The sequence below is a fragment of the Marinibaculum pumilum genome, assembly GCF_042646425.1.
Taxonomy (GTDB): Bacteria; Pseudomonadota; Alphaproteobacteria; order Ferrovibrionales; family Ferrovibrionaceae; genus Marinibaculum; species Marinibaculum pumilum.
Genome location: NZ_JBHRTR010000004.1, coordinates 1 through 25,189, shown reverse-complemented (window position 1 = coordinate 25,189; position 25,189 = coordinate 1). Strand labels below are relative to the sequence as shown.

Here is a 25,189-nt window from a genome sequence, read left to right as displayed (position 1 = left end):
CGGGCCTGACCCGAGGATCGTGACGTGACAGGGACGCCGCGCAGCTTCGCCGTCTTGCCACGATCCTCGGCTCGGGGGCCGAGGATGACGGCAAAAAGGTAGCACCGCGGGGCTGATTTGGGCCCGCTTGCGAGATGTGTGAATGCCGTAGGGTCAGGCCCGAGGGCGAGGGAACCTGTGGGTCGACGTCAGGCCGTCCCCGCCTCCGCCAGGAAGGCCAGCAGCAGCCGGGCCGTCGCATCCGGCTGCTCCTGCTGCACCCAGTGGCCGGCATTGGGCACCAGGTGGCGACCCAGGAAGCGGCGGCAGCCCGCCTGCTCCATCCGCTCCAGCGCCCCTGGCGACTGGTAGATGCCCCAGTCGGCGGCGCCGGCGATGTAGCAGGCCGGCACCTCGATGCCGCGGCCGGCGAACAGCTGCTGCTCTGTCACGATCGCCGGCGCCTGTGCGGCGCGGTACCAGTTCAGCCCGCCCTGGAAGCCGGTGGCCGCGAAGCACTCGGCATAGACCGCCAGGTCGGCCTCGGTCAGCCAGGTGCAGGCCGCAACCTGGGCGGGCGACGGCATCTGCGGCGCCACCGTCTCCGCCATCGTGCGGGCCAGATCCATCACGTAGTAGGTCGGCAGCTGCGCCAGCTCTACCGCCGACCAGTCGGCCAGGGCATGGGGCTGGTTGCCCGGCCAGTCGGCGCTTTTCACGTGATAATAGGCGCGCAGGAAGGCGTGCAGGCCCTGCGGCGCGTTCCGCATGTCGGCATCGGCATCGCGGGTGGCATAGTAATGCTGGTAATGCTTGCGGGGCTGCGGCAGGTCGGCCAGCGCCTCCGCCAGGCCACCGCCCGACGGCGGGGCGCCGACGGCGGCACCGGCCCCACGGCCGGCCTCCGGCAGGTCGGGCGGGCCGCCGAACGGCGCGCTCATCAGTGCCGCGGCGCGGAAGATGTCGGGCCGAAGCAGCGCCGCCCAGGCCGCCACCGGCGAACCGAAGTCGTGGCCGATCACTGCGGCCGCACGGTCATGCCCCAGCGCCGCCACCAGCCCCACCGCATCGCGCACCAGGCCCAGCATGCCGAAGGGGCGCAGGTCGGTGTCGTAGCCGTCGGCCCAGCCGGTGGTCAGGCCATAGCCGCGCTGGTCGGGCGCGACGACATGGAAGCCGCCCTCCGCCAGCGCCGGCATCACCTTGCGCCAGGACCAGGCGAGTTCCGGAAAGCCGTGCAGCAGCAGGAGCAGCGGCCGGCCGGCGCCGCCGCCCGCCTCCAGGACATGCATGCGCAGCCCGTTCACCCCCTCGACGAAGCGCGCCGTCACCCCTGCGGGCAGGCTTGCGCCCCCATAGCCCGCCGCATCCGGCGCCGGCGCTTGCGTCATATCATTCCCCCTTGCCTGCTGCGCGCCGCTTCCGTCGCGGCCCCTGCTCGCCCTAAAGTTCGGGCCAACCATAACAGCTGCGACAGCGCAGAGGGGGATACGCGATGACACACGGGACCATCTCCGCCGCACAGCCGGAAGCGGCCGAGGCCGGCGCGCGGGTGCTGATGCGGGGCGGCAATGCGGTGGATGCCGCGATCGCCTGCGCCCTGGTGCAGGGGGTGGTCGACCCGCAGATGACCGGGGTGGCCGGCTTCGGCAACCTGCAGGTCTACATGCCGTCCCGCGGCGTGCACCAGTGCATCGACTTCCACGGCAAGACGCCGCTCGCCGCCACGCCGGAGATGTGGACCCACCTGCTGGAGGGGGAGACCCGCGACGGCTTCGGCTTCCTGCTGAAGGGCAAGGTCAACGATATCGGCTACCAGTCGGTCACCACGCCAGGCAGCCTGATGGCCTATGCGCAGGCGATCGAGAACTGGGGCAGCTGGGACTGGGCGGACATCGTCGCGCCGGCGATCGCGGAGTGCGAGCGCGGCGTCACCGTTCGCCCGCACATGCATTTCTTCTGGACCACGCCGGACCTGATGGGGCGGGCCCAGGGCCATGAGCGGCTGGCGCTGACCAAGACCGGGCGCGCGGTCTATTTCCGCAGCGACGGCAATGTGAAGCAGGTCGGCGACCGGCTCGACAATCCCGACCTGGCGGCGACCCTGCGGCGCATCGCGAAGCACGGTGCGGCCGATTTCTATACCGGCGAGATCGCCGCCCGCATTGCCGAGGATTTCGCCGCCAATGGCGGCCTGCTGAGCGAGCGCGACCTGGCCGAGTACCGCACCACCTGGAGCGCGCCGCTGCGCGGCAGCTATCGCCGCTGGTCCTATGCCACCAACCAGCCGCCCGGCGGCGGCGTGCAGCTGGCGGAGATGCTGGCGATCCTGGAAAATTTCGACCTTGCCGCGATCGGCCATAACAGCGCCGAATATCTTCGGGTGGTGGCGGAGGCGATGAAGCATGCCACCGCCGACAAGGACGATCATGTCGGCGACCCGGCCTTCGTCGATGTCCCGATCGAACGGCTGACCGGCAAGGCGCACGGTAAGGCCTGCGCCGACCAGATCAGGGCCGGGCAGAAGCGCCATGTCACCCGCTATGCCGGCGATCGGGCGGAGAGCCCGAACACCACCCATGTCGCGGTGGTGGACGAGCATGGCACCTGCGTGACGATGACCCATTCGCTGGGCATGCCGTCCGGCGTGATCACCGACGGGCTGGGCTTCATGTACAACGGCTGCATGGGGGTGTTCGACCCGCGGCCGGGCCGCGCCGGCTCCGTCCAGCCGGGCAAGTCGCGCTTCTCCTCGCTCTGCCCGACCATCGTGTTCGACGGCGAGGACCCGCATGTCGTGCTGGGTGCGCCGGGCGGCACGCAGATCGCCATGGGGGTCACCACGGTCGTGCTGAACGTGCTGGACCATGGCATGACGATGACGGAGGCGGTTTCCGCGCCCCGCTTCTCCGCCACCTCCGACGCCATCGACGTCACCAACCGGATTCCCCGCTACGTGACCGAGGAACTGGAGGCACAGGGCTACGAGGTGATCCGTTCCCCCTTCACCTACGGCATCGCCGCGGTGCACGGCATCCGCATCGTGGACGGGAAATGCGACGGCGGCGCCGACCCCGGTCATGACGGCGTGGCGCTGACGGTATAGGTGCGGCACCATGGCAGCGCTCGCCAGCTTCCTTCTGCTGGTGGTCGGCGGCGGGCTGGTGATCGGCTATGTCACCGCGCCGGGCGACTGGTACGCGACCCTGGCGAAGCCCGCCTTCACCCCGCCGGACTGGGTCTTCGCCCCGGCCTGGACCCTGCTCTACATCCTGATCGCGGTGGCGGGCTGGCGGATCTGGCGGCGCCGGCCCGGGCCAGCCGATGCAGACGCAGACGCCGGGCGACAGCACCTGAGCCTGCCGGCCGGGCTGTGGGCGGTGCAGCTGGCGCTGAACTTCCTCTGGTCGCCGGCCTTCTTCGCGGCCCACCAGGTCGGCCTGGCGCTGGCCATCGTCGCGGCCCTGCTGGCCTGCATCCTGGCCTTCATCGCCACAGCCTGGCGGGCGGACCGGGTGGCGGCGCTGCTGTTCCTGCCCTATGCCGCCTGGACGGCCTATGCCACGGCCCTGAACGCGGCGATCCTGGCACTGAACTGAGGCGCCATGTCAGGCGGCGCTGCCGCGCGCCTCTGCCGCCGGGTTGCCGTGCAGCAGGCCTCGCAACCCCTCCTCCTCCGGCGTGAAGCGGTTCTCCGCCTCGCCGCCGAAGGCCGCTGCCGCCGCGCGGGCGCGGTCCGGCGCCTCTGCCAGACTGTCCGGCCCCTGCAGCCGGAACGAGGCGGGAGACAGCGGCCCGAACAACAGCGCGCGCTCCAGTGCCGGCCAGCGGTCCAGCTCCGGCTCCACCCCGGCACGGCGGGCGAACAGCAGTGCCATGTCGTGCATCGGCAGGACCGGCGGACCGCTCCGCGCGGCCCGGGCGCGGGCGACGCCGTCGCGCAAGCCCGCCTCGGTCGGCGCCGGGCGCAGGCCGGCAAAGGCATAGGCGATCCACCGCGCCTGCAGTTCCAGCACCGGCAAATAGGGGCCGGCCATCTCGTAGAGCCCCAGGAAAGCGAGCACCGGCAGGTCGGGATGGAAGGTGAAGTCGCAGAGATCCAGGTGCCAGCCGTCCGGGGCCAGCCGGTCGCGGACCCGCGGCGCAAGCCATGGCAGGTCGAGGCGATAGCCGGTGCCGAACAGCAGGCCGTCCGCGGTCACCGTGCTGCCGTCGGTGAAACGGATCTCCGACCCTTCCACCGCGGCGATCCAGGGCTTCACCGCGATGCGGCCCTCCGCCACGCAGGGCAGAAAATGCTGCGCCTGGGCGATGCCGGCGGCGAAGATGCTGGGGTCGGCCGCCGGCGCGCCGTAGGGCGCCGGGTCGCCGCCGGCGCGCAGCACCGCCGTCTTCAGCCCGCCTTCCAGGGCGGCCGGCGGCAGCCGCTCCGCGGCCAGCGCGGCGGCGCGGTTGAACAGGACATGGTCGGTCGGCAGCCCGGCATTCAGCTTCGGCAGGACGTAGCGCTGGCGGCGATAGCTGGCGACCACCCGCACCCGGTTCAGCGCCAGGTCGGAAGCGATCTCCAGTGCGCTGATCGAGCAGCCGGCGGTGACGATGGTGGCACCGCGATAGCGCTCCGGCCCGTCATAGGCGGCGGCATGGATGGCGCCGTGGCGGCCGGTGAAGCCGTCCAGCCCGGGAATCGCCGGGATCTCCGGCACCGCGTGGCGACCGCTGGCGACGATCACCCGGGCAAAGCGCCATGCCTGCGGGCCGTCCGGGCCCTCGGTGCGCAGCAGCCAGCCGCCGCCGGTGGCCGGCTCCAGACCGGCGACCCGGGTGCGGCACCGGACCCGCGCCGCAATGCCATGCAGGCCGGCATAATGCTGCAGGTAGGCCTGCATTTCCTCGCGGCTCGGGCAGGTGGCGGTGCCGTCCGGATGATCGAGGTCGGAGAAGGCGGTCATCACGCGGCTGGTATTGGTGCACATGCCCGGCCAGGTGCCGCTGCCCGGCGCCGCCGGATTCCACTGCCCGCCCGGCGCGTCGGCGGCCTCGAACAGCACCGGCTCCATGCCATGCGCCAGCAGCCAGCGGGCAGCGGCGAGGCCGCCCGGCCCCGCCCCGACGATCGCCACCGCATCGTCCGGCATGGCGCGCGGCGCAGCCTGGTCCTGGTCATCCTGTCTCATGGCGAAGGCTCCCTGTCCGTGATCGCCTTCGACTAAGGCCGCGCGGACGCCGGCGCATCCTAAACCCTTCCTAAGCGCGTCGGCGGATCCTAAAAGATGCCTAAACGGTCGCCGGGTACTTGGAAAATGCAGCTGGACGCGGAACGGGCGGCCTTCGTGGCCAGTCCGGTGATGATCGTGATCGGCACCTGCGATGCGGAGCTGCGGCCCGAGATCGGCCGCGGGCTTGGCGCACGGATCGCCGCGGACGGCATCGTCGAGATCGTCCTGTCCGGCTGGCAATGGCCGGCCACCCTGGACAATCTGCGCCGCACCGGCCAGGCGGCAGCGACTTTCGCTCGGCCCAGCGACTATGTCGCCTACCAGGTCAAGGGATCGGCGGCGCTGCGGCCCGCCGACGCGGCGGACCTGGCGCATGCCGAACGGTACATGGCCGCGATCGATGCCGAACTACAGGGCCTCGGCCTGCCGCAGGCGGTGATCGCCCCCTGGCTGGTCTGCCGCGACCCCGCGGTACTGCGCCTGACACCCGCCCGGGTCTTCGTACAGACCCCCGGGGCGCAGGCCGGCCGGCCACTGGACGCCACGCGATGAGCGCAAATGTCAACGGCCTGCGCCTTGCCGACCTCGCCGACTGCTTCGAGGGGGTGGTCCCCGCCCTGGTCGCCACCGCCGATGCGGACGGCCGGCCGAACCTCTCCTACCTCTCCCAGGTTGTTCGGGTCGGCGACGAGCATGTCGCTCTGTCGAACCAGTTCTTCGGCAAGACGGCAGCGAACCTCCGGCAGAACCCGCGGGCGGCGCTGCTGCTGGTGGACGGCCGCACCGGCCAGCAGTACCGGCTGCGGGCCGTCTGGCTGCGGACGGAGAGCGACGGAAGCCTGTTCGAGCGGGTTGACGCCCAGTTGCGCGCCGGCATCACCCAGACCGGCATGGCGAAGGTGATGCGCCTGCGCGGCGTCGACATCTACCGGGTGGAGCGGATCGACCGGGTCCCGGCACCGCCGCCGGAAGAGGCGATCGCCGCGCCGCCACCCGCCAGTCTGGAGGCGGTCGCCGCCCTGGCCGGCGCCATCGCCGCCGCGGAGGAGGTCGAGGATCTGCTCGACGCCCTGCTGGACGGGCTGTCGGCCCGTTTCCCGCGCACCGGCATCCTGGTGCTGGCCCATGACGAGCATCGCGGGGTGCTGGCCACCGTCGCCAGCCACGGCTTTCCGGCGGCAGGCATCGGCTCCGAAGTCGCCCCTGGCAGTGGCACGATCGGCGTGGCCGCGGCGGATCGCCGCCCGGTGCGGATCACCGACATGAGCCGGGTGCGCCGCATGACCGCGGCAGTGCGCGCCAGCGGTCCGGCCGGGGACGATGTCCGGCAGATCCCTCTGCCCGGCCTGCCCGGCAGCCTCAGCCAGATCGCCATGCCGCTGCTGGCGCAGGGCCGACTGCACGGCGTGCTCTATGCGGAGAGCGACCGCAGGATGGCGTTCGACGCGGCGGACGAGGCGCTGTTCCGGATTGTCGCCGGGCAAACGGCCAACGCACTGGCCGCACTGGAAGCCCCGCCCCGGGAGCCGGCACCCGCCCCGGGTCCGGCAGATGCGGCAAGCCGGAACCGGCCGGGCGCGCCGGATACCGAGATCCGCATCGTGCATCACCGCTACGACGACAGCGTCTTCATCGACAATGGCTATGTCATCAAAGGGCTGCCGGGCCGACTGCTGGTCTGCATGCTGGAACTCCACCTGCGGGAGGGGCGGACCGAGTTCAGCAATCGCGAACTCCGCCTGGTCGAGGCCCTCAAGCTGCCGCCGCTGAAGGACAATCTGGAAACCCGCCTGTTGCTGCTCCGCCGCCGTCTCGACGAGAAGCGCCTGCCGGTGACCCTGCATCGCATCGGCCGCGGCCGCCTGCGCCTCGATCTGCGCGGCCGGCCCGTCATCGAACAGCCGTAGCCGAAGGCGATGGCGGGCTCAGTCTCCCCAGCCTCCATCGCTCTTGGTCTGGTTGCAGTTTACGTCCAGGCAGCCCGGATGGGTCAGGGTCCAGCTGTAGCCCTGGCCGCTGCCGCCGCCGGAAATGTCCAGGGTATAGCAGTACATCTCGCTGCCCGCCGAAGGGGTGGAGAGGCCGAGGGCGCCGCCGGCATCGGCCTGCAGCAGGATCGTGCAGGGGTTGGTGACCACACCGGGCGCCCCCAGGTTCTGCGACAGCGCGAAGCGGACCTGGGCATCCGCGCCGCCGCCGGTCGCGTCGCAGCTGCCGCTGAGACCGTCGCCCGACTGGCTCGCGACGGTGCAGCCGCCCTGTGCCTCGACCTGCCAGATTGTCTGGCCAGGCGCGGAGATGGTCCAGTCCTGGCCGGCAAGTGCCGATGCCGTCCCTGAAAGAAACAGCAGTCCCGCCACGAGAATGGATCGCATGCCTGCTCCTCCGTTCGGTTGTTCGGACGCGGAGCGATGCAACAGGCAGGCCAGGACCGCCGGCGGGGCGCAGGCAGGACCTACGCCGCCGCCTCCACCACCCCGCCCGAGCCGGCCCTGTCGCGGGTCCAGTAGGCGGCCGCCTTGACCTGCGCCGGCGGCAGCCCGCGTACCGCCACCAGATGGTGGCGAAGGGCACGGGCGACACCTGCCTCCGCTGCCGCCCAGGCATAGCCCGCGCCCGGCGGCAGGTCGAAGCCGGCGACCGCCGCCAGCTGGGCAGCCGCATCGCCGGGTGCTCTGCCGTGCCGGTGCAGCCAGCGCAGTTCCACCTGGGCCCGGCTGGGCAGCGGCAGCTCGGCCGCCAGTTCCGCGACCTCCACCGCGACGAAGGCGCGGGTGCCGGCAGGCAGTTCCTCCAGCCGGCGGGCGATGGCCGGCAGCGCCGCCTCATCCCCGGCCAGCAGGTGCCAGTCCAGTTCCGCCGGCACCACGAAGGAGCCGCGCGGCCCCAGCACGCCGAGCGCGTCGCCAGGGCGGGCCGCGGCGGCCCAGCTGGCCGCCGGCCCGTCGCCGTGCATGACGAAGTCGATCGCCAGGGTGCCGGCGGCCGCATCGTGGCGGCGCGGGGTATAGTCGCGCAGCGCCTGCCCGGCGATTGCCGGCAGGCCCTCGCCCGGCCGCGGCAGGACCGGCCGTGCCGCGCCCGGCGCCGGAAGGACCAGCTTCACATGATCGTCGAAGCCCAGGCTGACAAAGCCTTCCAGGTCCGCGCCCTCCAGCACCACCCGGTGCAGGGTGGCGGTCAGCTGGCCGGTCTGGCGCACGGTCAGCAGGCGCGGCTTCAGGTCGTGGCGCACCCGGCGCGCCAGCCGTTCGAAGGCGGTCATTCGCCGTCTCCCTCGCCGGTCTCTCCGGCCCCGATTTCCCTGGCTGCGCGTACCAGGATCGCCCGCACCCGCTCGGTCTCGGCATCGTCCCAGCCGGCGCGGTGGAAGCGCAGGGCCGCCTTCAGCGTGTGCATCGCCTCGAAGATCACCTCGGGCGGCGCCTCGCCGGTCATCGCGCGGGCGGCCATCGCCATCCGCTCCATCACACCGTCGACCGCGGCCTTGTTCTCCGCCAGGAAGGCGCGCCCCTCCTCCGTGATCTCGAACAGCCGCTTGGCGCCTTCCGTCGTGGCGGCGGCCACCTGGCCCAGTTCCTCCAGCAGGGTCAGGGTCGGATAGACCGAGCCGGGGCTCGGCGCATAGGTGCCGCCGAACTTCTCCTCGATCGCCTTGATCAGTTCGTAGCCATGGCGGGGCTGCTCCGCGACCAGCGCCAGCAGCACCAGCCGCAGGTCGCCCGGGCCGAACACCCGGCCGCCGCGGCGGCCGAAGCCGCCGCCATGCGCCGAACCCCGCCCTCCGCCATGTCCCCGGCCCCGGCCATGTCCCTGACCGTGGTCATGTCGCCGGCTGCCGCCTCTTCCATGCCCATCGCCACGCCCCCGCCCGTGGCCGTTCCCGGCACAGGAGATCAGGTCGTCGCAGACCGCAAAGGGATCCATATCGTTTCCTCTTTTGATTATATCGAACGATATATCGTTTTAAGAATGCGAAGTTCAAGCCCGCGTGCGGGCAAGCCGGAAAGCCTAGTAGGGCTGCAGTTGAAGGAGATCCCCGTTCGCCGGCCGCGCGGAACGGGATCGTGCGCTGGAAGCTGGCGGCGGGAAGCATCACCACCATCCCCTCCTCCAGCGCCGGGATCGCCGCCTCCGGCCGGTCCTGGGCGATCAGGGCCTGACCCAGGATCACCCGGGCACCGGCACTGTCCGGCGGAAGGTCGATCGCGCGCCGCGCTGGTTGAGGATGGCCGGCAGTTCGGCCTGGGCGGGATCGGCCGGCGCGCCAGCGCCTCCGCCCCCGGCAGATCGCGGCTCAGGCGCATCCGCTTCAGGCTGCCCAATGCCGCCGCGGCATGCCCGCGTCGCGCTGCACCAAGCCCAGAGCGCGCACCGGCAATTGCCCTCAGAAGCGCAGCTTCAACCGGACGGCACCGCCATAGGCCCGTGCGATCTCCGACAACGAGGTCTGCCCCTGGACCGCCACCGCCAGGCTGTGGCTCAGGTCCATGTCCAGCCCCCCCGTCAGGTCAAGCGCATACCGGTCTTCCTCTGAGGTCACGATGAGATCGCCGAGCGGAGCGCCGACGAGGCGGGTGGTCATGACCGTACCGGTATCGGACAGGGTGGCGTTCACGCCGACCCGCACGAAGGCGACAGCCGCATGATCGGCATGCTCGAAGGCATGCCCGAGCTCGAGCGACGGATGCGCCGCCAAGCTGGTGGAAGAAACTGAATCGACCTGCCAGTTCAAGGGGCCCTGGCCGGTCTCCGTATACCCGTCCTGCCACAGCCGGGTCGCCGAGAGGGCGAGCGCCGGCTTGGCGTAGAAGCCGTCCCACGGCAGCACCGCGGAGACCCGCGCCTCGCCGGTGGCGAAGACGCCGCTCAGGTCGGCCTCCGCCGTATAGCCGATGCCGGCGACCGAATAGCCCCGCCGCCGGTCATAGCCGTAATGGCCGCCACCCAATGTGGCGGAGAGGGTGAAGGCGCCGATCTCCTTCTTGAGCGCCACGCCGGCACTCGTCCTGGTCCCCTGGTCGGTGAAATTGCTGCCGCTCACGCGCACCTGCTCCAGCTGCCCGCCGAACTCGATGAAGGTGTCGTCGACGACTTCCTTCTGCGCGGCGGCGGACAGGCCGGAGGCATATTCGTCGAAGCTTGGCGCCGTTTCGGTGGCGTCCTGGCGATAGACCTCGCCCTGGACCTCCGCCCAGACGCATTCGCGCTGCCGGTAGAACGGCCGGTCGGCCCCGGCTTCCAGTTCCGGGCAGCTTTGCAGCAGCCCGTGCAGGTCATGGGCGGTGTCGATCGCATTGGCCGCCCCGATCAGGCCCTCGTCGAGGACATGCTCGCCATAGGCCGCGGCCAGGATCTCGCCGCTGCCGTGGTTCAGGAACTCCGTCGCCAGCGCCTGCAGCGCACGGGACACCGCGGTCTTGCCGGGGGCGCCCCCCAGCGCGGCCATCGCGGAGCTGAAATACCGGGCGAAGCCGACGGCATTGCTGCCGAGATCCAGGCCGCTCGCGGCGCCCGTATAATCCACGACATAATCGGCCACCAGCGCGGTATCGCCCTTGGCACTGCGCAGGGTGTAGGCGATGGCGGGCGAAGCGGGCGCGGAAAGCGCGCTGCTGTCGATCGCCGCGCCATCGGCCGTTTCCAGGTAGGTGAAGCTTCCCGTGTCGCCGGACGCGAACCCGGTCGGGCCGACCCAGTTCGGCGCGATCTTGCCGGCCAGCACGACCGCCCCCGCCTTGCCGTTCACATCCACCGTGATCAGATCGCTGGCCGGTGCGGCGTTCGTGCCGCCGTTGCTCAGATCGACCTGGATGGCGCCCGAAGCCGACTGCTCGAGCCGCCCCGTCGTCAGGGTCGAGGATCCGACGGTCCCCAGCCCTGCCGCCGAGATCACTCCCGAATTGTGAAAGAAGCTGCCGCTGTTCGTTCCGAAATCGACCTGTGTTCCCAGCGCGAAGCTGCCGCCCCCATAATTGTAGAAGTGGACGGCGTTGCTGTTGCCCGCCGAGACCGAGCCGCTCATGAGACCGTGGTTGTGGACCAGCAGGCCCGCCGCATCGTCGGTGGCCAGGACGATGGCATCCGGGCCTGCGCTGGACAGGGTGCCGGAATTGGTGAGCCGGTTGGAGACCAAGAAGCCGGTATCCCCGTCGATGCTGCGGCCGCCCTTGATCAGGACGGTCTCGAAGGCGTCCTTGCTGGTTGTGGAGACCACGGCCCCCTGGTGAATGTCGATCTGGACGGTGCCGGCAACGGTGTCGCTCGTCGAGTCGTTCGCGGTGTACGACGCTGCGTGAGCCAGGATGGCACGGGCATTGGCGCCAGAGGCGGTCAGCGTGCCGGAAATGCTGATGCCCACGCCACCGGAATAGCTGGTGCCGGAGCCCCCGGACACGCTCTGCGCGAAAATGCCATGCGCACCGGTGCCGCCGACACGGAGCGAGCCCGGCAAAGCGATGGAAACGTAGCCGCTGTTCCCCTCCAGCCCGTCACTGCCCACCGCATTGTCGCCCTGCTCATTGCCGTAGGAGGAGGCGGCGCCGCCGCCGCCGCCGGCGGACTGGACCCAGATGCCATGGGCGTTCTCGCCGCTGGTCTCGATCGAGCCGGCCATCGTGATCGCGACATCCCCACCATCGCCGCCATCGCCGGCGCTGCCGCCGGTGGAGCCGAAGATGTTGTAGCCGAGAATTTCGTCGAGACCGCCGATTTCGGACGCGATCGTGCCTTCGACATCGCCGGCTGAGCCGCCGCCGCCACCGACCGACTGGGCGTAGATGCCCATCGCGCCAGCGCCCGAGGTCCGGATCGTGCCATGATTGTCGACACTCACCTTGCCGCCATCGCCGCCGGCGCCGCCACTGCCGGACACGGTGACCGACGTCAGCATGCCCTGCGAGCCGTCGCCGCCGGTTCCGCCGCCGCCACCGACCGACTGGGCGTAGATCGCCGTCGCGGAATCCCCCGATGTGGCGATCGTGCCGCTGTTGGTGACGGTCACCGCGCCGCCATCGCCGGTGCCGCCCGCGCTGCCGCCGACATCGACCGAGAACCCTTCCAGGAACAGGCCCTTCCAGTCCTTGTTCTTGGCCTTCTTGAACTCCTCGTAGACCTCCTGCCACTGGTGGAACTTCTCGACATCTTCGTAGATGTCGGCAAACCAGCCTTCGAGCCCCGGACTGCCATTGCCGCCGCTGCCGCCGCCGCCGCCGACGCTCTGGGCGAAGATGCCGTAGGACGCGACACCCTCGGAGGTGATGGACTGCGAACTGGAAACCGTCGCCGCCCCGCCATCGCCGCCGCCGCCGCCGCCGCCGCCGACCGTCACGGCGAGCTTGAAGCCCTTGCTCTCCAGTTCCTCGCCTTCCTCTGTCGACAGGTTCTTGAGGTATCCCATCGAATAGGAACCGGCGCTGCCGCCATCGCCGCCGCCGCCGCCGGCGGACTGCGCCCAGATCCCCGGCGATGTGTCGCCGGCAGTGGCGATGTCGCCGTCATTCGTCACGTCGACCGCGCCGGCATCGCTGCCCGAGCCACCCGCGCCGCCCACATGGACATCCGCTGCGATGGAGATGTAGTCCTCCGCCGTCGCCTCGAAATTGCCGAAGAAGGCGAGGCCGCTGCCGCCGACACCGCCATTGCCGCCGATGGACTGGGCGTAGATCGCCGCGGCGCTGCCGCCGGCGGTCGACAATTGTCCGGTATTGGTCACCTGCACCTTCGACGCGATGGCACCGGAACCGCCGGCACCCCCGACGGTGATCGTCGATTCGATGTTGGCGCCAAGGGTGGCGTTCGCGGTCAAGGCATGGCTGGAGCCGCCATCGCCGCCATTGCCGCCGACCGATTGCGCGAAAATGGCGTCCGAATAATCGCCGGTGGTCGCGACCCCGCCGTCATTGCGGACCTGTGCGCCGCCGGCCTGGCCGCCCTTGCCGCCTTCGCCGCCGACGCTGACATTGACGGTCAGGGAGCCTTCGGACGATGCCGCCAGATCGCCCGAGATCACATTGCCGCCGCTGCCGCCATCGCCGCCGATCGACTGCGCGGTCACGCCATTCGCATTGTAGCCGGCGGTCGTGATCGTCCCCCCTTCCTTCCCGGTGACCACGACATCCGCCGCCTTGCCGCCGCCGCCGCCCGAGCCGCCGACCGACAGGGTCAGGGCGCCGGAGACTTCGCCGCCAGTCCCGTTGCCATTGACCAGCGTGCCGGCGGTGCCGCCGCTGCCGCCGATGCTCTGCGCCACGATCGCGCCCGCCCGGTTGCCCGCGGTCGCGACCTTGCCCGCGCTGCTGACGGTCACGGTCCCGGCCGTGCCGCCATCGCCGCCATCGCCGCCCATGTCATTGGACAGGGAAATCACGCTGACCGAGCCATGAACCGTCGTGCCGCCGGCGCCGCCGGCGCCGCCCATGCTCTGCGCGAGGATCGCCATGGCGCCGTCGCCGGCCGTCGACAGGGACCCGCTGCCGGTGACCGAAACCGCGCCGCCGGTCCCGCCCCCGCCGCCCGCGCCGCCCTGGGTAGAACTGAACTGGAGCCCGGACAGCTCTCCATTGACGGTCAGGCCGGCATGCCCGCCGCCGCCGCCGATGCTCTGCGCCAGGACCGCGGTCGCCAGCGCGCCGCCGGTGGTCACACTGCCCGCGGCATCGACCGAGACCTTGCCCGCATTGCCCCCCTGACCGCCGGACTGGCCAAGGGTGACGCTGCCGAGATCGACCGCCACCGCGGCAGAGATCGTGTGGCCGGCCCTGCCGCCGCCACCGGCGATGCTCTGGGCGACCAGGCCGAGCGCATTGTCGCCTTTGGTGGCGATGCTGCCGGTCGATTCCGCCGTGACATCGCCGCCATCGCCGCCGGCGCCGCCGCTGGCGCCCTGCTGCGACGTGAAGCCCGACATCTCAAGGCCCACATCCGCGTTCACGATATTGCTGGATTGCCCGCCACCGCCGCCAACGGACTGCGCCATTATGCCGTCCGCGCCGGCCCCGTCGGTCGAGATGTCGGCGCTCGACGTCACGGTCACGGTGCCGCCGCTGCCGCCCTTGCCGCCGCTCGCCCCCTGGTCGTGCCCCAGCGAGATCCCGACCGTGATGGAGGTCTGGCTTCCGGCCGCGCCCCCGCCGCCGCCGACGCTGTGCGCCAGGACCGCCACCGAACCGTCGCCCTGCGTGGCGATCTTGCCGCCGATATCCGCCGTGACGCTGCCGCCATGATGAGTGGAATCGACATCGGAGGAACCCGCACTGCTGCCGAAACTCAAGCCCGTGCTGATGGTGACGATATTGCCGCCGGTGCCGCCGCCCCCGCCGATGCTCTGCAGCACGATGCCGCGGGCGTGATGGCCCGCCGTGGCGACGGTATCGGCGCCGGTGCCGGTATAGCTGATATCGCCGGCCGATCCGCCGCCACCGCCCGTCGCGCCGACATGGCTGGAGAAATCGCCGATGGCCTCGAAGCTGCTCCCGGCGTTGCCGCCGCCGCCGCCGACCGACTGCAGCAGGATGGCGTCGGACAGATGGCCCTGGGTGGCGACCTGGGCCCCGTCGTTGCGGCTGAGATAGGTGACGTCGACACCATTGCCGCCGCCGCCGCCATCCTGTCCGAGGGCGATCACGCCGGATGGCGAATGGGAATCGCCGCCGCCGGCCCCGATGCTCGACAGGGCGATGCCGCGCGCATGAAAGCCGGCCGTCGAGATGGCAGCGCCGTCGACCGTCAGGCTGACGGCACCGCCGGCGCCGCCCAGACCGCCCTGCCCCCCGACGGCATAGACCCCTTCCGCCGCGCCGGAGCTGCCGCCGCCGCCGCCGATGCTCTGAAGATTGAGGGCCGCGGAATTGATGCCCCCGGTCTGCAGGGTCGTGCCGGTGAGGACGATCTCGACGGCCCCGCCGGTACCGCCGGCGCCCGCCGCCGCGGCGAGCGCCGACAGGCCCGAGGCCTTCCCGGCCTTGCCGCCGCCACCGCCGATATTGTGAACGTGAAAGGCGCTGGCATGGTTGCCGAGGGTCTTGACGGTCGTGGCGGTCAGGGTCGCGGAAACCGCGCCGCCGGCGCCGCCGCTGCCGCCCTTGCTGCCATAGGTGAAGAGGCCGGAGCTGTCGCCGCCGCTGCTCCCCATCCCGCCGACGCTTTGCAGGAGGATTCCGTCCGCCCCGGCATTGTCCGTCGTGACCTCCGCCCCCGTCGCGCTCAAGGTGACACTGCCGGCCTGGCCGGGGTCGCCCGGCGCGCCGGGATGGTTCTTGATGCCGCCGGAATCGCTGCCGCTGTCGCCGGCGAAACCGCCGGCGCTTTTGAGGAAGATGCCGAAGCCGCTGTCGGCACCGGTCATGGTGATCCGGGCCGAGACAATTGCCTGGATATCGCCGCCATCGCCGGCATCGCCGCCGGCGCCCGCATAGTCGTGCCCCCCCTTGCCGGCACCGCCCGTCCCGCCATCGCCACCGAGGCTCACAAGGGCGATCCCGGCGGGGCCGGAAGCGGCGATCGCATTTGCGCCCGCTTCCGCCGTCAGTGCGATCGACCCGCCGCTGCCGCCCTTGCCGCCGGCGCCGCCATGGGCGGAATCGGCGTCGATCCCGTCGACCTCGCCATAGCCGCCGTTCCCCCCGGCACCGCCGCTCGCTTCGACCACGATGCCGATTCCGGCGCCGGAATAGGTCAGGGCATGACCGTCCAGAAGCTCCACCCGGACCGTCCCGGCGGCACCGCCATTGCCGCCCGCACCGCCCTGCGCGTCCTTCAGCCCGCCTTCCGAATGCGCCCATCCGCCATCCCCGCCGGCGCCGCCGATCGTGAAAAGCGCAAGGCCGGTCGAGCTGTCGCCGCCGCCTGTCGCGGTGATCGCCTTGGGGGCCTGGCCGCCACCGTTCGACTTGCCCGTCAGGACAAGGTCGCCACCATCGCCGCCGGTGCCGCCCTGTCCGCCCGTTGCATGCTTGTCGAAATGATGGGCTTCATGGCCGGGACTGCCCTGCCAGCCCGAGGATCCCAGGGTCACGCCGCTCTGGCCCTGAAGTCCATAACCGGTGTCCAGACTGAGGGTCGCGTCCAGGTCGCTGCCGGAATCGCCCGCGATTCCCGCCTGTCCGTTCCTGTTGGAATCGCTCCAGTCGCTCGGTGCCGCCGTCACCCCGCCCGGATCCTGCAGGAGGATCACCGGGCCGTCCTGCTTGTCCGCATCCGCGCTGTCCGCCGCGTCGATGGCATTCGCGAGGTCGCTGACCGTCAGGCTGTGGACGCCGTTCTCGTCGTGCACGATGGCACCGCCGGTCACACTGCCGGTACAGGTCTCGACCTTGTCGGAAATGTCGCAATGCGCCGCCGCCGGCGTCGGGGCGGTGGCCGAGAGCAATGCGATCGCGACGGGCATGCCTGTCTGCGCCAGATGCACGCTGATACGCCTTGCCCTCATGGCCGAACTCATCCCATCCCGCTCCTGCTGCGAATTGCTGGACCTGCCCTTGCGCCGGTACCGCGCCTGGACAAACGGGATGCACTAGAGCCGGGCCGTTCTAACCAAAGATGAACGCCTGCAGGAAAAAAACGTCGCGGCGGGCGCGCCCGCTCCACGCGCCCGGATCCTTTCGCTGGGCGCTTGGACCCGGCGCATGACAGGGCGTGGTCCGCGGACTAAGATCAGACGGGATGGAACATAAAGGGAACATTTTGCCAGATGCCGCTCAGCCACATCACCCTGGGGACCAACGACCCCGCCCGCGCCGGCCGTTTCTATGACGCGGTGCTGGGGGTTCTCGGCTTCGACCGCCTGCCGAAGCCGCCGGGCAAGCCACCGGCCTATGCGCGCGACGGCCGTATGCCGACGATCTACCTCTACACGCCGGCGGACGGGCGTCCGGCGACATGGGGCAACGGCACCCACATCGCCTTCCTCGCGGACAATCGCCTGCAGGTCCATGCGTTTCACGAACGGGCACTGGCTCTGGGCGGGAGCTGCGAGGGGCCGCCCGGTCCCCGCCCGCAATACGGATCCGACTATTATGCCGCCTATGTAAGGGATCCGGACGGCAACAAGCTGCAGGCGGTGTGCTATGGCGACGGTCCGTCCGCCGGTACCGAGTAGGCGGAGCGGACGGGACGGATCAAGTCAGGACAGGCAGGAGGCGGCAATGGCCCACCAGACGATGCTGGCATTCGGCTATCCGGACAGCCTGGTCGCGGAAAGCGCGCACTGGACGGTGCAACTGCGGCCCCAGCAGGTTACCGCCGGGTGCCTGGTGCTGATCTGCAAGGCGGAGGCGATCTCGCTGGGTGCGATCGCGCCGGAAGCCGGCGCGGAACTGCCCGCCCTGGTCGCGGCGATCGAGCAGACGCTGAGAGCCGCCTTCGGCGCGGAGAAGTTCAATTACCTGGCGCTGATGATGGTGGACCCGCATGTCCATTTTCATGTCATCCCGCGCTACGGCGCGGCTGTGCAGGTGGCGGGCGCCGCGATCCCGGATCCGGGCTGGCCCGGCGCGCCGGACCTGAAGGCAGCGGCGGACCTGACAACGGCACAGATGGCGGCGCTGCAGGCGGAAATACGGGCGCACTGGCCGGATTGAGACGACGGGCGAACCAGGGCCCTGGCGCGGGGACTGGCTGGGGCGGCAGGGATCGAACCTGCGATCACGGTACCAAAAACCGTTGCCTTACCACTTGGCCACGCCCCAACACGCCGGGCCGACCGGCATCTGCGGCAGCCCGAAGGCTGCGGAAAATAGAGGCGGCCGGGCCTGTTGCCAAGGCCCGGCGACAGCCGCCTCCCGTCAGGTGCGGAAGGCCTGCACCGCGGCGGTGGCGCCGGCCTGCAGGAAGCCGGCATCGTTGCCGATGGTCAGCAGACGCATGCCGCGCTCCGCCATGCCGCGGGCATAGTCGGGGGTGGCGCACTGGATGCCGACCGGAAGGCCCTTTGCCGTGGCGGTGGCCAGGATCGTCTCGATCCGTTCCAGCATCTCCGGCTCCTGCCGGTCCAGGCCGGGCTTGAAGCCGTGCGAGATCGACAGGTCGGAGGGGCCGATATAGATGCCGCCCAGGCCCGGGGTGGCGAGGATGGCGTCCAGGTTGGCCATCGCCTTGCTTGTTTCCACCATCGCCCAGGGAACCACGATGTCATTGGCGGCATCAGAATAGCCGGGCCCCCACATCAGGTTCGCCCGCAGCGGCCCCCAGCTGCGCTTGCCCTTCGGCGGGTAGAGGCAGTTGGCGACGAAGGCGGCCGCCTCCTCCCCGGTCTCGATCATCGGGCAGATCACGCCGAGGGCGCCGGCATCCAGTGCCCGCATCACGGCGGCGGGGTCGTTCCAGGGCACCCGCACCATCGGCACCGCGCCCGCGGCATGGATGGGCGCCAGCATGCGCAGCATCTCCACCGGTTCCGCCATGCCGTGCTGCAGGTCGACGGTGACCGAATCCCAGCCGCCCTTGACCACCACCTCCGCGTTCAGGAGGCCCGGCAGCGACAGCCAGGCATTCGCCGCCGGCCGCCCGGCCGCCCAGATCTCCCGCAGCCGGTTTACCGGTGCCGCCATTTCCGCATCCTCCCTCGATTCCGGACAGTTCCGCTCATAGCAAGCGGAACGGTCCGGCGTCGAGCGGGACGGATGCCGGCGGGCGGGGCGCGCCGCCGCGGTTCAGCACCCGCCGGTGCAGGCGCCATCGGCGTCGAAGGTCATGGTGCGGCCCGACAGCGGCACATGGACCGGCATCTTCGCGGCCTTTATGAAGGTGTCGGTCTTGGTGCCCGGTTTCACCTTGCCGCCCTCTGTCGCCGGCTCGTTGGCGTGGGAGGCGATGACCGACTTCGGCTTCACCAGTTCGTTGACCACGAACGCGGCCTCCACCGGCCCGGTGGTGAAGGTGCCGCCGATGTTCAGCACCGCCAGCTGCGCGCCGTACTGGCGGTTGACCACCGTCTCCTGCTCCGCCGTCACGCCGGTATCGCCGGAGAGATAGACCACCAGGCCGTTGGAGAAGGTCAGGACATAGCCGGTCGGCGGGCCGACATAGGCGGTCAGGCCCGCGTCGTTCAGCATCTTGCCCATATCGCCGTCGATGAAATGCCCGCTGAGGCCGTTGGAATGGGCGGCGGGCACGGTGGTGATCTTCACCCCGCCGACCTGGCGTTCCGCCCCGAAGCGGGCCAGCTGGACATCGTCCTTGTTGCCGCCCATCGCGCCCAGTTTCGGGGCCAGGAAGCCCGGCATCTCGCTGCCGGCGATCAGCTTGGCGCCCTTCGCCTTCACGATGTCCAGGGTGTTGGAGTTCGGCGTAGCGGCCACCGGAAACGCCAGGTCGCCACAGGCGCCCTGCTTCACCGCGCCGATATGGCGGTCGCCGAAATGGTCGCCATGCATGTGGCTCAGCAGCACGACGTCGATCTGCCCCAGCCGCGGATCGTCCGGACCGGCGACGGTGCGGCCGGCGTCGTAGAGGATGCGGGTGCCGTCCGGATCCTCGAAGATCAGCGCCCGGTCGAGCTGGCAGAACTCGCCCTCATGGCTGCCGAGCGGCGTCACCTTCACGCCCATGTGATCGTCGGCCTGTGCCGCCGGAAGCCCCGCGAGGGTCATGGCGAGCCCGGCTGCGGCCGCCAAGCCCGCGGCAAATGTCCTACCAGTCATGAGCTAGTCCCCTGTTTCTGCGGCTTTTTTCGAGAGCCTGCACCCCGGTCCGCAGGTGCGGACCGCATCTGCAGAGTTTCAGCTAGGACAGGGACCTGCCGCTTCAACCGCCATCCAGTGCCGTGGCGGCGGTGGCGGAAGCGGCGACCCACCAGCCGGGCTCCGCGGCGCGGATCGCCGAAGCGGCACGGGTGGCGGCGGGGGGGTGGGCGAACAGCCCGAAGCAGGTCGCACCGCTGCCGCTCATGCGGGCGAGCAGGCAGCCCTCCTGCGCCGACAGGGTGGCCAGCGCCCGGTCCACTGCCGGCGCCAGGAAGCGGGCCGGTCGCTCCAGGTCGTTGCGGCGCTGCGACAGCGCCTCCGCCAGGGCGGCCGGGCTGGGCTGCGGCCGGGTCAGCGGCAGCGCGGTGCCGTAGCGACCCTGCAGGCCGGCGAAGACGGCGCCGGTCGGCACCGGCACCCCGGGATTGACCAGCACCAGCTGCAGCGCCGGCAGGGCCGGCGCCGGCTCCAGGATCTCGCCGATCCCGGCCATGCGGGCCGGCAGGCCCGCCAGGCAGACCGGCACGTCGGCGCCCAGCCCTGCGGCAAGGTCGGCAAGCCGGTCCGCAGGCAGGGCCCGGTCCCAGAGCCGCTGCAGCAGCCGCAGGGCGGCGGCCGCATCGGCAGAGCCGCCACCCAGGCCGGCCGCGACCGGGATCGTCTTGGTCAGGGTCAGCGCGGCGCCGGGCCGGTCGCCCGCCGGCCGGTCTGGCCAGAGCGCGGCCTGCAGCTCCGCCGCGGCACGCAGCACCAGGTTGTCGCGGTCCGCGGTGTCGGACAGCGCGGGGGCCAGCGGGCCCTCAACCGCAAGGGACAGGCCCGCGGCCGGGGTCGCCTGCAGCCGTTCGCCCAGGTCGACGAACAGCGCCAGGCTGTCCAGCAGGTGATAGCCGTCGGCCCGCCGACCGGTGACGTGCAGATAGAGGTTCAGTTTCGCCGGCGCCGGCTCCGACAGGGTACCGTCGTTCAACGGCCCTCTGCCGCGCGGCGGGCCGGCGGCGCCGCCGGCGCCATGCCGTCCTTCAGCTTCACCGCCAGTTCGTCGACGATTTCCTCTGGCGGGTCGAGCGACATCGCGCGCTGCCACTGGAAGCGGGCCTCCGACTTGCGGCCGACCTGCCAGTAGGCATCGCCCAGATGGTCGTTGATGGTGGGGTCGCTGGGCGACAGTTCCACCGCGCGTTCCAGCTGCTCGACCGCACCCTCGAAATCGCCCATGCGGTACAGCGCCCAGCCCAGGCTGTCGACGATATAGCCGTCGTCGGGCCGGGCCTTCACCGCGCGGGCGATCATGTCGCGGGCCTCTTCCAGCCGGACGCCGCGATCGACCCAGGAATAGCCCAGATAGTTCAGCACGAAGGGCTGTTCCGGCTGCAGCTCCAGCGCCTTCAGGAAGTCGCGCTCGGCCGCGTCCCAGTCCTTCGCCCGCTCATAGGCGATGCCGCGGCTGTAGTAGAGCGGCCAGTGCCGCGCATTGGCCGGGCCCAGCCGGTCGACCGCCCGGCTGTAGATCTTCGCCGCCTCGTCGAAGCGCTCCTCCTCGCGCAGGATATCGCCCAGGGTGACCAGCGGCTCCACCGTGGTGGGATCCTCCGCCGCCATCTCCCGCAGGATCGCCTGCGCCTCGTCGGAGCGCTTCAGCCGGTTCAGCGCCCAGGCCGCGCGCAGCCGTGCCTCGCCGTGATAGGCGGCATTCGCGGGTACCCGGCGATAGGCCGCGACCGCACGATCGTAGTGGCCGCGGCTTTCCAGCAGGTCGCCCAGCAACATCTGCGCGGCCGGCATGTCCGGCCGCGCCAGCAGGGCAAGGCGGATATACATGTCCACGGCCTCGCCCGGATCGTCGCGGCTGATCACGGTCGCCGCGCCTAGAAGGGCTTCCGCCACCCCTTCCGACGGGGTGGAGACCAGCGGCTCCGGGGTCACCCCCGCATCCAGCCGGCGCAGCCCGGCCTGGCGCTCGACCTCCAGCAGGCCGATATCCTGGCTGTACAGCGCCCGTGCCTCGTCGGACCGGCCGCGATTTTCCAGGAAGCGGCCATAGGCGGTGTCGGCGCGGACGGCGGCATTGCGGCCGCCGGCCAGCACCTTCTTGTAGGCGGCCTCCGCCTCCGCATCGCGGCCGCTGGCGTCCAGCACCAGGGCGCGATGATAGTCGCCGAACAGCGACAGGCCCGGGGTCTCGTCCAGCTTCTTCAGTTCCGCCAGGGCGGCGTCGGTGTCGCCGCGGCCGACATCGGCCCAGGCGGTGACCAGCGGTGCCAGCAGGGTCACGAAGCCGGCGACGGGCGCCTTCTCGATCGCGGCGATCGCGCCGTCATAATCCTCCGCCCGCAGGGCATCGACGCTGTACAGCAGGGCCACGACGGAGGCTTCCTCGCCGCTCGCCTCCAGGGCCGGGGCCAGGACCCGCGCCTCCTCGAACCGGCCGTCGGCCAGCAGCAGAATGAAGGTCCGCCGCGCCAGCATCGAATTCTCCGGGTCGGCGTCCAGCGCCCGGCCGTAGAACAGGGCGGCCGCCTGGGTGTCGCGCTCCGCCCGGGCGATGCGCCCGGCCAGGTAGCTGCCCAGCGCCGACTGGTTGGGGAATTCCAGCCCCTCCATGCCTGGGATCGGCTCGCGAACGGTGCCGAGTTCCGCCACCGCGACGCCGGCCGGTCCGGAGGGGCCCTCCGCCAGCCTCACCGGCCGCTCCTGCGCCCCGCAGGCCGAAATCGCGGTGCCGGCGGCAAGCAGCGCGCCGGCGGTCAGGATCCTGGCCCCACGCAGGGTACGCGAGGCGGGCGGCAGGGGCGCCCCCGCAGCGCCGCCGAAAGGCAGGAGCTTCTCCGACTCTGGACTAGCCATCACGTCACATTCCGGTCTCATCGCCGCGGTGCCGCCCCCACGGAACCCGGCCAATCTAACATATCCCCCGGGGTGCCGCCCCGTATCCGAAAGCGTGAGCCGATGCGGCCGCGCCAGGACAGACCGCCGCCATCAAAGAGGCGGCGCAACCGCCCGTACACAAGGCATTCACATGTTCGGATAGTTGGGGCCGCCGCCGCCTTCCGGCACCACCCAGTTGATGTTCTGGGCGGGATCCTTGATGTCGCAGGTCTTGCAGTGCACACAGTTCTGCGCGTTGATCTGGAAGCGCGGATTGCTGCCGTCGTCGTCGCGCACCACCTCGTACACGGCTGCCGGGCAGTAGCGCTGCGCCGGCTCGTCGTATATCGGCAGGTTCTTCTCGATCGGCACCGACGGGTCGCGCAGCTGCAGGTGGACCGGCTGGTCCTCCTCGTGGTTGGTGTTGGAAATGAACACCGACGACAGCTTGTCGAAGCTGATCTTGCCATCCGGCTTCGGATACTCGATCGGCTTCGATGCCGAGGCCGGCTTCAAGGTCTCGTGGTCGGCCTTGCCGTGCGGGCTGGTCCAGGGCACCAGGAAGCCGAGGCCCAGGTCGTTGAGCCACATATGCGTGCCGCCGATGACGGTGCCCATCCACATGCCGTGGCGCAGCGCCGGCTTCACGTTCCGCACCTTGTGCAGGTCCTTGTAGACCCAGGACTGGCGCCAGCCGCTCTCATAGCTCTCCAGCACGTCGCGGCCGGCGCCGCCCTCGCGCAGGGACGCGAAGGCGGATTCCGCGGCCAGCATGCCGGTCTTCATCGCGTTGTGGGAGCCCTTGATGCGCGGCACGTTGACGAAACCGGCGGCACAGCCGATCAGCGCCCCGCCGGGGAAGACCAGCTTCGGCACCGACTGCAGCCCGCCCTCGGTGATCGCGCGGGCGCCATAAGAGACGCGCTTGCCGCCCTCAAAGGTCTCGCGGATCGAGGGATGCGTCTTGAACCGCTGGAACTCGTCGAACGGGCTCAGATAGGGGTTCTGGTAGTTCAGGTGAACGACGAAGCCGACCGCCACCTGGTTGTCCTCCGCCAGATGGTAGAGGAAGGAGCCGCCGCCGGTGGCGCTGTCCAGCGGCCAGCCCTGGCTGTGCTGCACCAGGCCCGGCCTGTGCACCGCCGGGTCGACCTGCCACAGCTCCTTGATGCCGATGCCGAACTTCGGCGGCTCCACCCCGTCGCGCAGGCCGAACTTGGCCTGCAGTCCCTTGGACAGGGAGCCGCGCGCGCCCTCCGCGAACAGGGTGTACTTGCCGTGCAGTTCGACGCCGGGCTCGTAGCCGGACTTCTTCTCGCCGTCGCGGCCGACGCCCATATCGCCGGTCGCCACCCCCTTCACGGCGCCGTTCTCATCATACAGCACCTCCGCGGCGGCGAAGCCGGGATAGATCTCAACCCCCATCTCCTCCGCCTGCTGCGCCAGCCAGCGGCACACATTGCCCAGGGAGACGATGTAGTTGCCGTGATTGTTCATCAGTGGCGGCAGCAGGAAGTTCGGGATGCGGATGTGGTTGTGCTCGGTCAGCACCATGAAATGGTCCGCCGTGACCGGCGTGGTGAGCGGCGCGCCCTTGTCCTTCCAGTCCGGGATCAGCTCGTCCAGGGCGATCGGGTCGATCACCGCGCCGGAGAGGATATGGGCGCCGATCTCGGAGCCCTTCTCGACCACGACCACCGACAGGTCGACATCGTTCTCCAGGCAGAGCTGGCGGAACCGGATCGCCGCGGCCAGGCCCGCCGGCCCGCCGCCCACGACCACAACGTCGTACTCCATCGATTCGCGTTCCATCGTCTCCCGATCCTTTTGTCTCTCGCCGTGCCGGCCCGAACCGCGCCGCCATGCCGCGCCCGCCAACGCGCCCCGGATTTGACGCGCGCCCCCCTGCCGGCAACTGTAAACGCCCAAAATAGGGTGGTTCCGCCCGAGATGCCAAGGGAAGGCGGTCGGCGACGGCGGGGCGGATCCGCGAAGGTATATGGGCCTGCCGGCGGCGGCGGAAACCCGTGGCCGCCGGGCCCGGGGACTTCCGAGAAGCCGGACCTCCGGCCCGCATCACCCAGTCGGGACCCCGGGCAGGGCCACAGTCAGCACCGGAGAGAGGATGAACGACGGCGGCGAGGCAGGTGGAACGGCGGCGGCCGGCGGGCCGTTCGAGGCGGACAGGCTGCGCCGCATCCTGGCCTTCTACCGCGACGCCGGCGTTGAGGTCGCGGTGGACGAGAGCCCGCGCGACTGGAGCCGCCAGCCGGTCACCGCCACGGCCAGCGCCGCGGCCCGGCCCCCGGTCAGCGCTGCGGCCGGCGCCCCGGCCAGTGTTCCGGCCCGGGCCCCGCACGGGGCAGCGCCTCGCTCGCAGGCCCGGCCGGCAGGACCGGCAGGACCGGCATCGGGCGGGCCGGCGCCGGCGCGACCGGCCGC

At 70.9% G+C, this 25,189-nt stretch carries 17 protein-coding genes, 1 tRNA gene and 1 pseudogene; 7 read left to right on the top strand and 12 right to left on the bottom strand.

The window, feature by feature from the left end:
- Nucleotides 1-188: 188 nt before the first annotated feature.
- Nucleotides 189-1,370, bottom strand: a complete 1,182-nt coding sequence (locus ACFOGJ_RS00570; RefSeq protein WP_379897435.1) for an alpha/beta hydrolase — start codon at nt 1,368-1,370, stop codon at nt 189-191.
- A 104-nt stretch (nt 1,371-1,474) separates the two neighbouring features.
- Between ACFOGJ_RS00570 and ggt the strand changes: the two genes are divergently transcribed.
- Entirely contained in the window at nt 1,475-3,085 is a 1,611-nt protein-coding gene (gene ggt / locus ACFOGJ_RS00565; RefSeq protein ID WP_379897434.1) for a gamma-glutamyltransferase, read from the top strand.
- A gap of 10 nt (nt 3,086-3,095) precedes the next feature.
- Nucleotides 3,096-3,578: a TspO/MBR family protein gene (locus ACFOGJ_RS00560; RefSeq protein WP_379897433.1), complete on the top strand. Its 483-nt coding sequence runs from the start codon at nt 3,096-3,098 to the stop codon at nt 3,576-3,578.
- 9 nt (nt 3,579-3,587) lie between these two features.
- Here the strand turns inward: ACFOGJ_RS00560 and ACFOGJ_RS00555 are convergent, their stop codons facing one another.
- Nucleotides 3,588-5,156 carry a flavin-containing monooxygenase gene (locus ACFOGJ_RS00555; RefSeq protein WP_379897432.1) on the bottom strand — a complete coding sequence of 523 codons (1,569 nt, stop codon included), beginning with the start codon at nt 5,154-5,156 and terminating at the stop codon, nt 3,588-3,590.
- A gap of 126 nt (nt 5,157-5,282) precedes the next feature.
- Here ACFOGJ_RS00555 and ACFOGJ_RS00550 point away from each other — a divergent pair, with 126 nt between their 5' ends.
- Complete coding sequence (locus ACFOGJ_RS00550) at nt 5,283-5,750, top strand: hypothetical protein (protein ID WP_379897431.1); 468 nt, start codon at nt 5,283-5,285, stop codon at nt 5,748-5,750.
- Nucleotides 5,747-7,105, top strand: coding sequence for a GAF domain-containing protein (locus ACFOGJ_RS00545; protein WP_379897430.1), 1,359 nt, complete (start codon nt 5,747-5,749; stop codon nt 7,103-7,105). Before ACFOGJ_RS00550 ends, ACFOGJ_RS00545 begins: the two co-directional genes overlap by 4 nt.
- Before the next feature lie 18 nt (nt 7,106-7,123).
- On the opposite strand, the gene ACFOGJ_RS00540 is transcribed toward ACFOGJ_RS00545, so the two are convergent.
- The 4 genes from ACFOGJ_RS00540 to ACFOGJ_RS00525 all read right to left on the bottom strand — a co-directional run bounded on the left by ACFOGJ_RS00540 (nt 7,124) and on the right by ACFOGJ_RS00525 (nt 16,626).
- A complete protein-coding gene (locus ACFOGJ_RS00540; protein ID WP_379897429.1) occupies nt 7,124-7,573 on the bottom strand; it encodes a hypothetical protein in 450 nt (149 codons plus the stop codon).
- A gap of 80 nt (nt 7,574-7,653) precedes the next feature.
- A complete protein-coding gene (locus ACFOGJ_RS00535) occupies nt 7,654-8,463 on the bottom strand; it encodes a siderophore-interacting protein (protein ID WP_379897428.1) in 810 nt (269 codons plus the stop codon).
- Nucleotides 8,460-8,933, bottom strand: coding sequence for a PadR family transcriptional regulator (locus ACFOGJ_RS00530; RefSeq protein ID WP_379897427.1), 474 nt, complete (start codon nt 8,931-8,933; stop codon nt 8,460-8,462). The genes ACFOGJ_RS00535 and ACFOGJ_RS00530 overlap by 4 nt, the downstream gene beginning before the upstream one ends.
- Before the next feature lie 652 nt (nt 8,934-9,585).
- Entirely contained in the window at nt 9,586-16,626 is a 7,041-nt protein-coding gene (locus ACFOGJ_RS00525; protein ID WP_379897426.1) for a hypothetical protein, read from the bottom strand.
- Between the two features lie 261 nt (nt 16,627-16,887).
- On the opposite strand from ACFOGJ_RS00525, the gene ACFOGJ_RS00520 reads away from it, so the two are divergent.
- Nucleotides 16,888-17,295, top strand: coding sequence for a VOC family protein (locus ACFOGJ_RS00520; RefSeq protein ID WP_379897425.1), 408 nt, complete (start codon nt 16,888-16,890; stop codon nt 17,293-17,295).
- Nucleotides 17,296-17,341: 46 nt separating this feature from the next.
- The gene (locus tag ACFOGJ_RS00515) at nt 17,342-17,776 is read left to right on the top strand and encodes an HIT family protein (RefSeq protein WP_379897424.1); all 435 of its coding nucleotides are present in this window, start codon (nt 17,342-17,344) and stop codon (nt 17,774-17,776) included.
- Nucleotides 17,777-17,810: 34 nt separating this feature from the next.
- On the opposite strand, the gene ACFOGJ_RS00510 is transcribed toward ACFOGJ_RS00515, so the two are convergent.
- The 6 genes from ACFOGJ_RS00510 to ACFOGJ_RS00485 form a co-directional block, all read right to left on the bottom strand.
- A tRNA-Gln gene (locus ACFOGJ_RS00510) sits at nt 17,811-17,884 on the bottom strand.
- 96 nt (nt 17,885-17,980) lie between these two features.
- Nucleotides 17,981-18,745 (bottom strand): HpcH/HpaI aldolase family protein, encoded by a 765-nt coding sequence (locus ACFOGJ_RS00505; RefSeq protein WP_379897423.1) that lies wholly within the window; start codon nt 18,743-18,745, stop codon nt 17,981-17,983.
- Nucleotides 18,746-18,847: 102 nt separating this feature from the next.
- The gene (locus ACFOGJ_RS00500; protein ID WP_379897422.1) at nt 18,848-19,786 is read right to left on the bottom strand and encodes an MBL fold metallo-hydrolase; all 939 of its coding nucleotides are present in this window, start codon (nt 19,784-19,786) and stop codon (nt 18,848-18,850) included.
- A 154-nt stretch (nt 19,787-19,940) separates the two neighbouring features.
- Complete coding sequence (locus ACFOGJ_RS00495) at nt 19,941-20,849, bottom strand: 4-(cytidine 5'-diphospho)-2-C-methyl-D-erythritol kinase (RefSeq protein WP_379897421.1); 909 nt, start codon at nt 20,847-20,849, stop codon at nt 19,941-19,943.
- Nucleotides 20,846-22,726 carry a tetratricopeptide repeat protein gene (locus tag ACFOGJ_RS00490; RefSeq protein WP_379897420.1) on the bottom strand — a complete coding sequence of 627 codons (1,881 nt, stop codon included), beginning with the start codon at nt 22,724-22,726 and terminating at the stop codon, nt 20,846-20,848. Before ACFOGJ_RS00490 ends, ACFOGJ_RS00495 begins: the two co-directional genes overlap by 4 nt.
- 168 nt (nt 22,727-22,894) lie before the next feature.
- Nucleotides 22,895-24,559 (bottom strand): electron transfer flavoprotein-ubiquinone oxidoreductase, encoded by a 1,665-nt coding sequence (locus ACFOGJ_RS00485; RefSeq protein ID WP_379897419.1) that lies wholly within the window; start codon nt 24,557-24,559, stop codon nt 22,895-22,897.
- A 313-nt stretch (nt 24,560-24,872) separates the two neighbouring features.
- Here ACFOGJ_RS00485 and ACFOGJ_RS00480 point away from each other — a divergent pair.
- Nucleotides 24,873-25,189, top strand: a pseudogene (locus ACFOGJ_RS00480) (hypothetical protein); the annotation flags it as partial.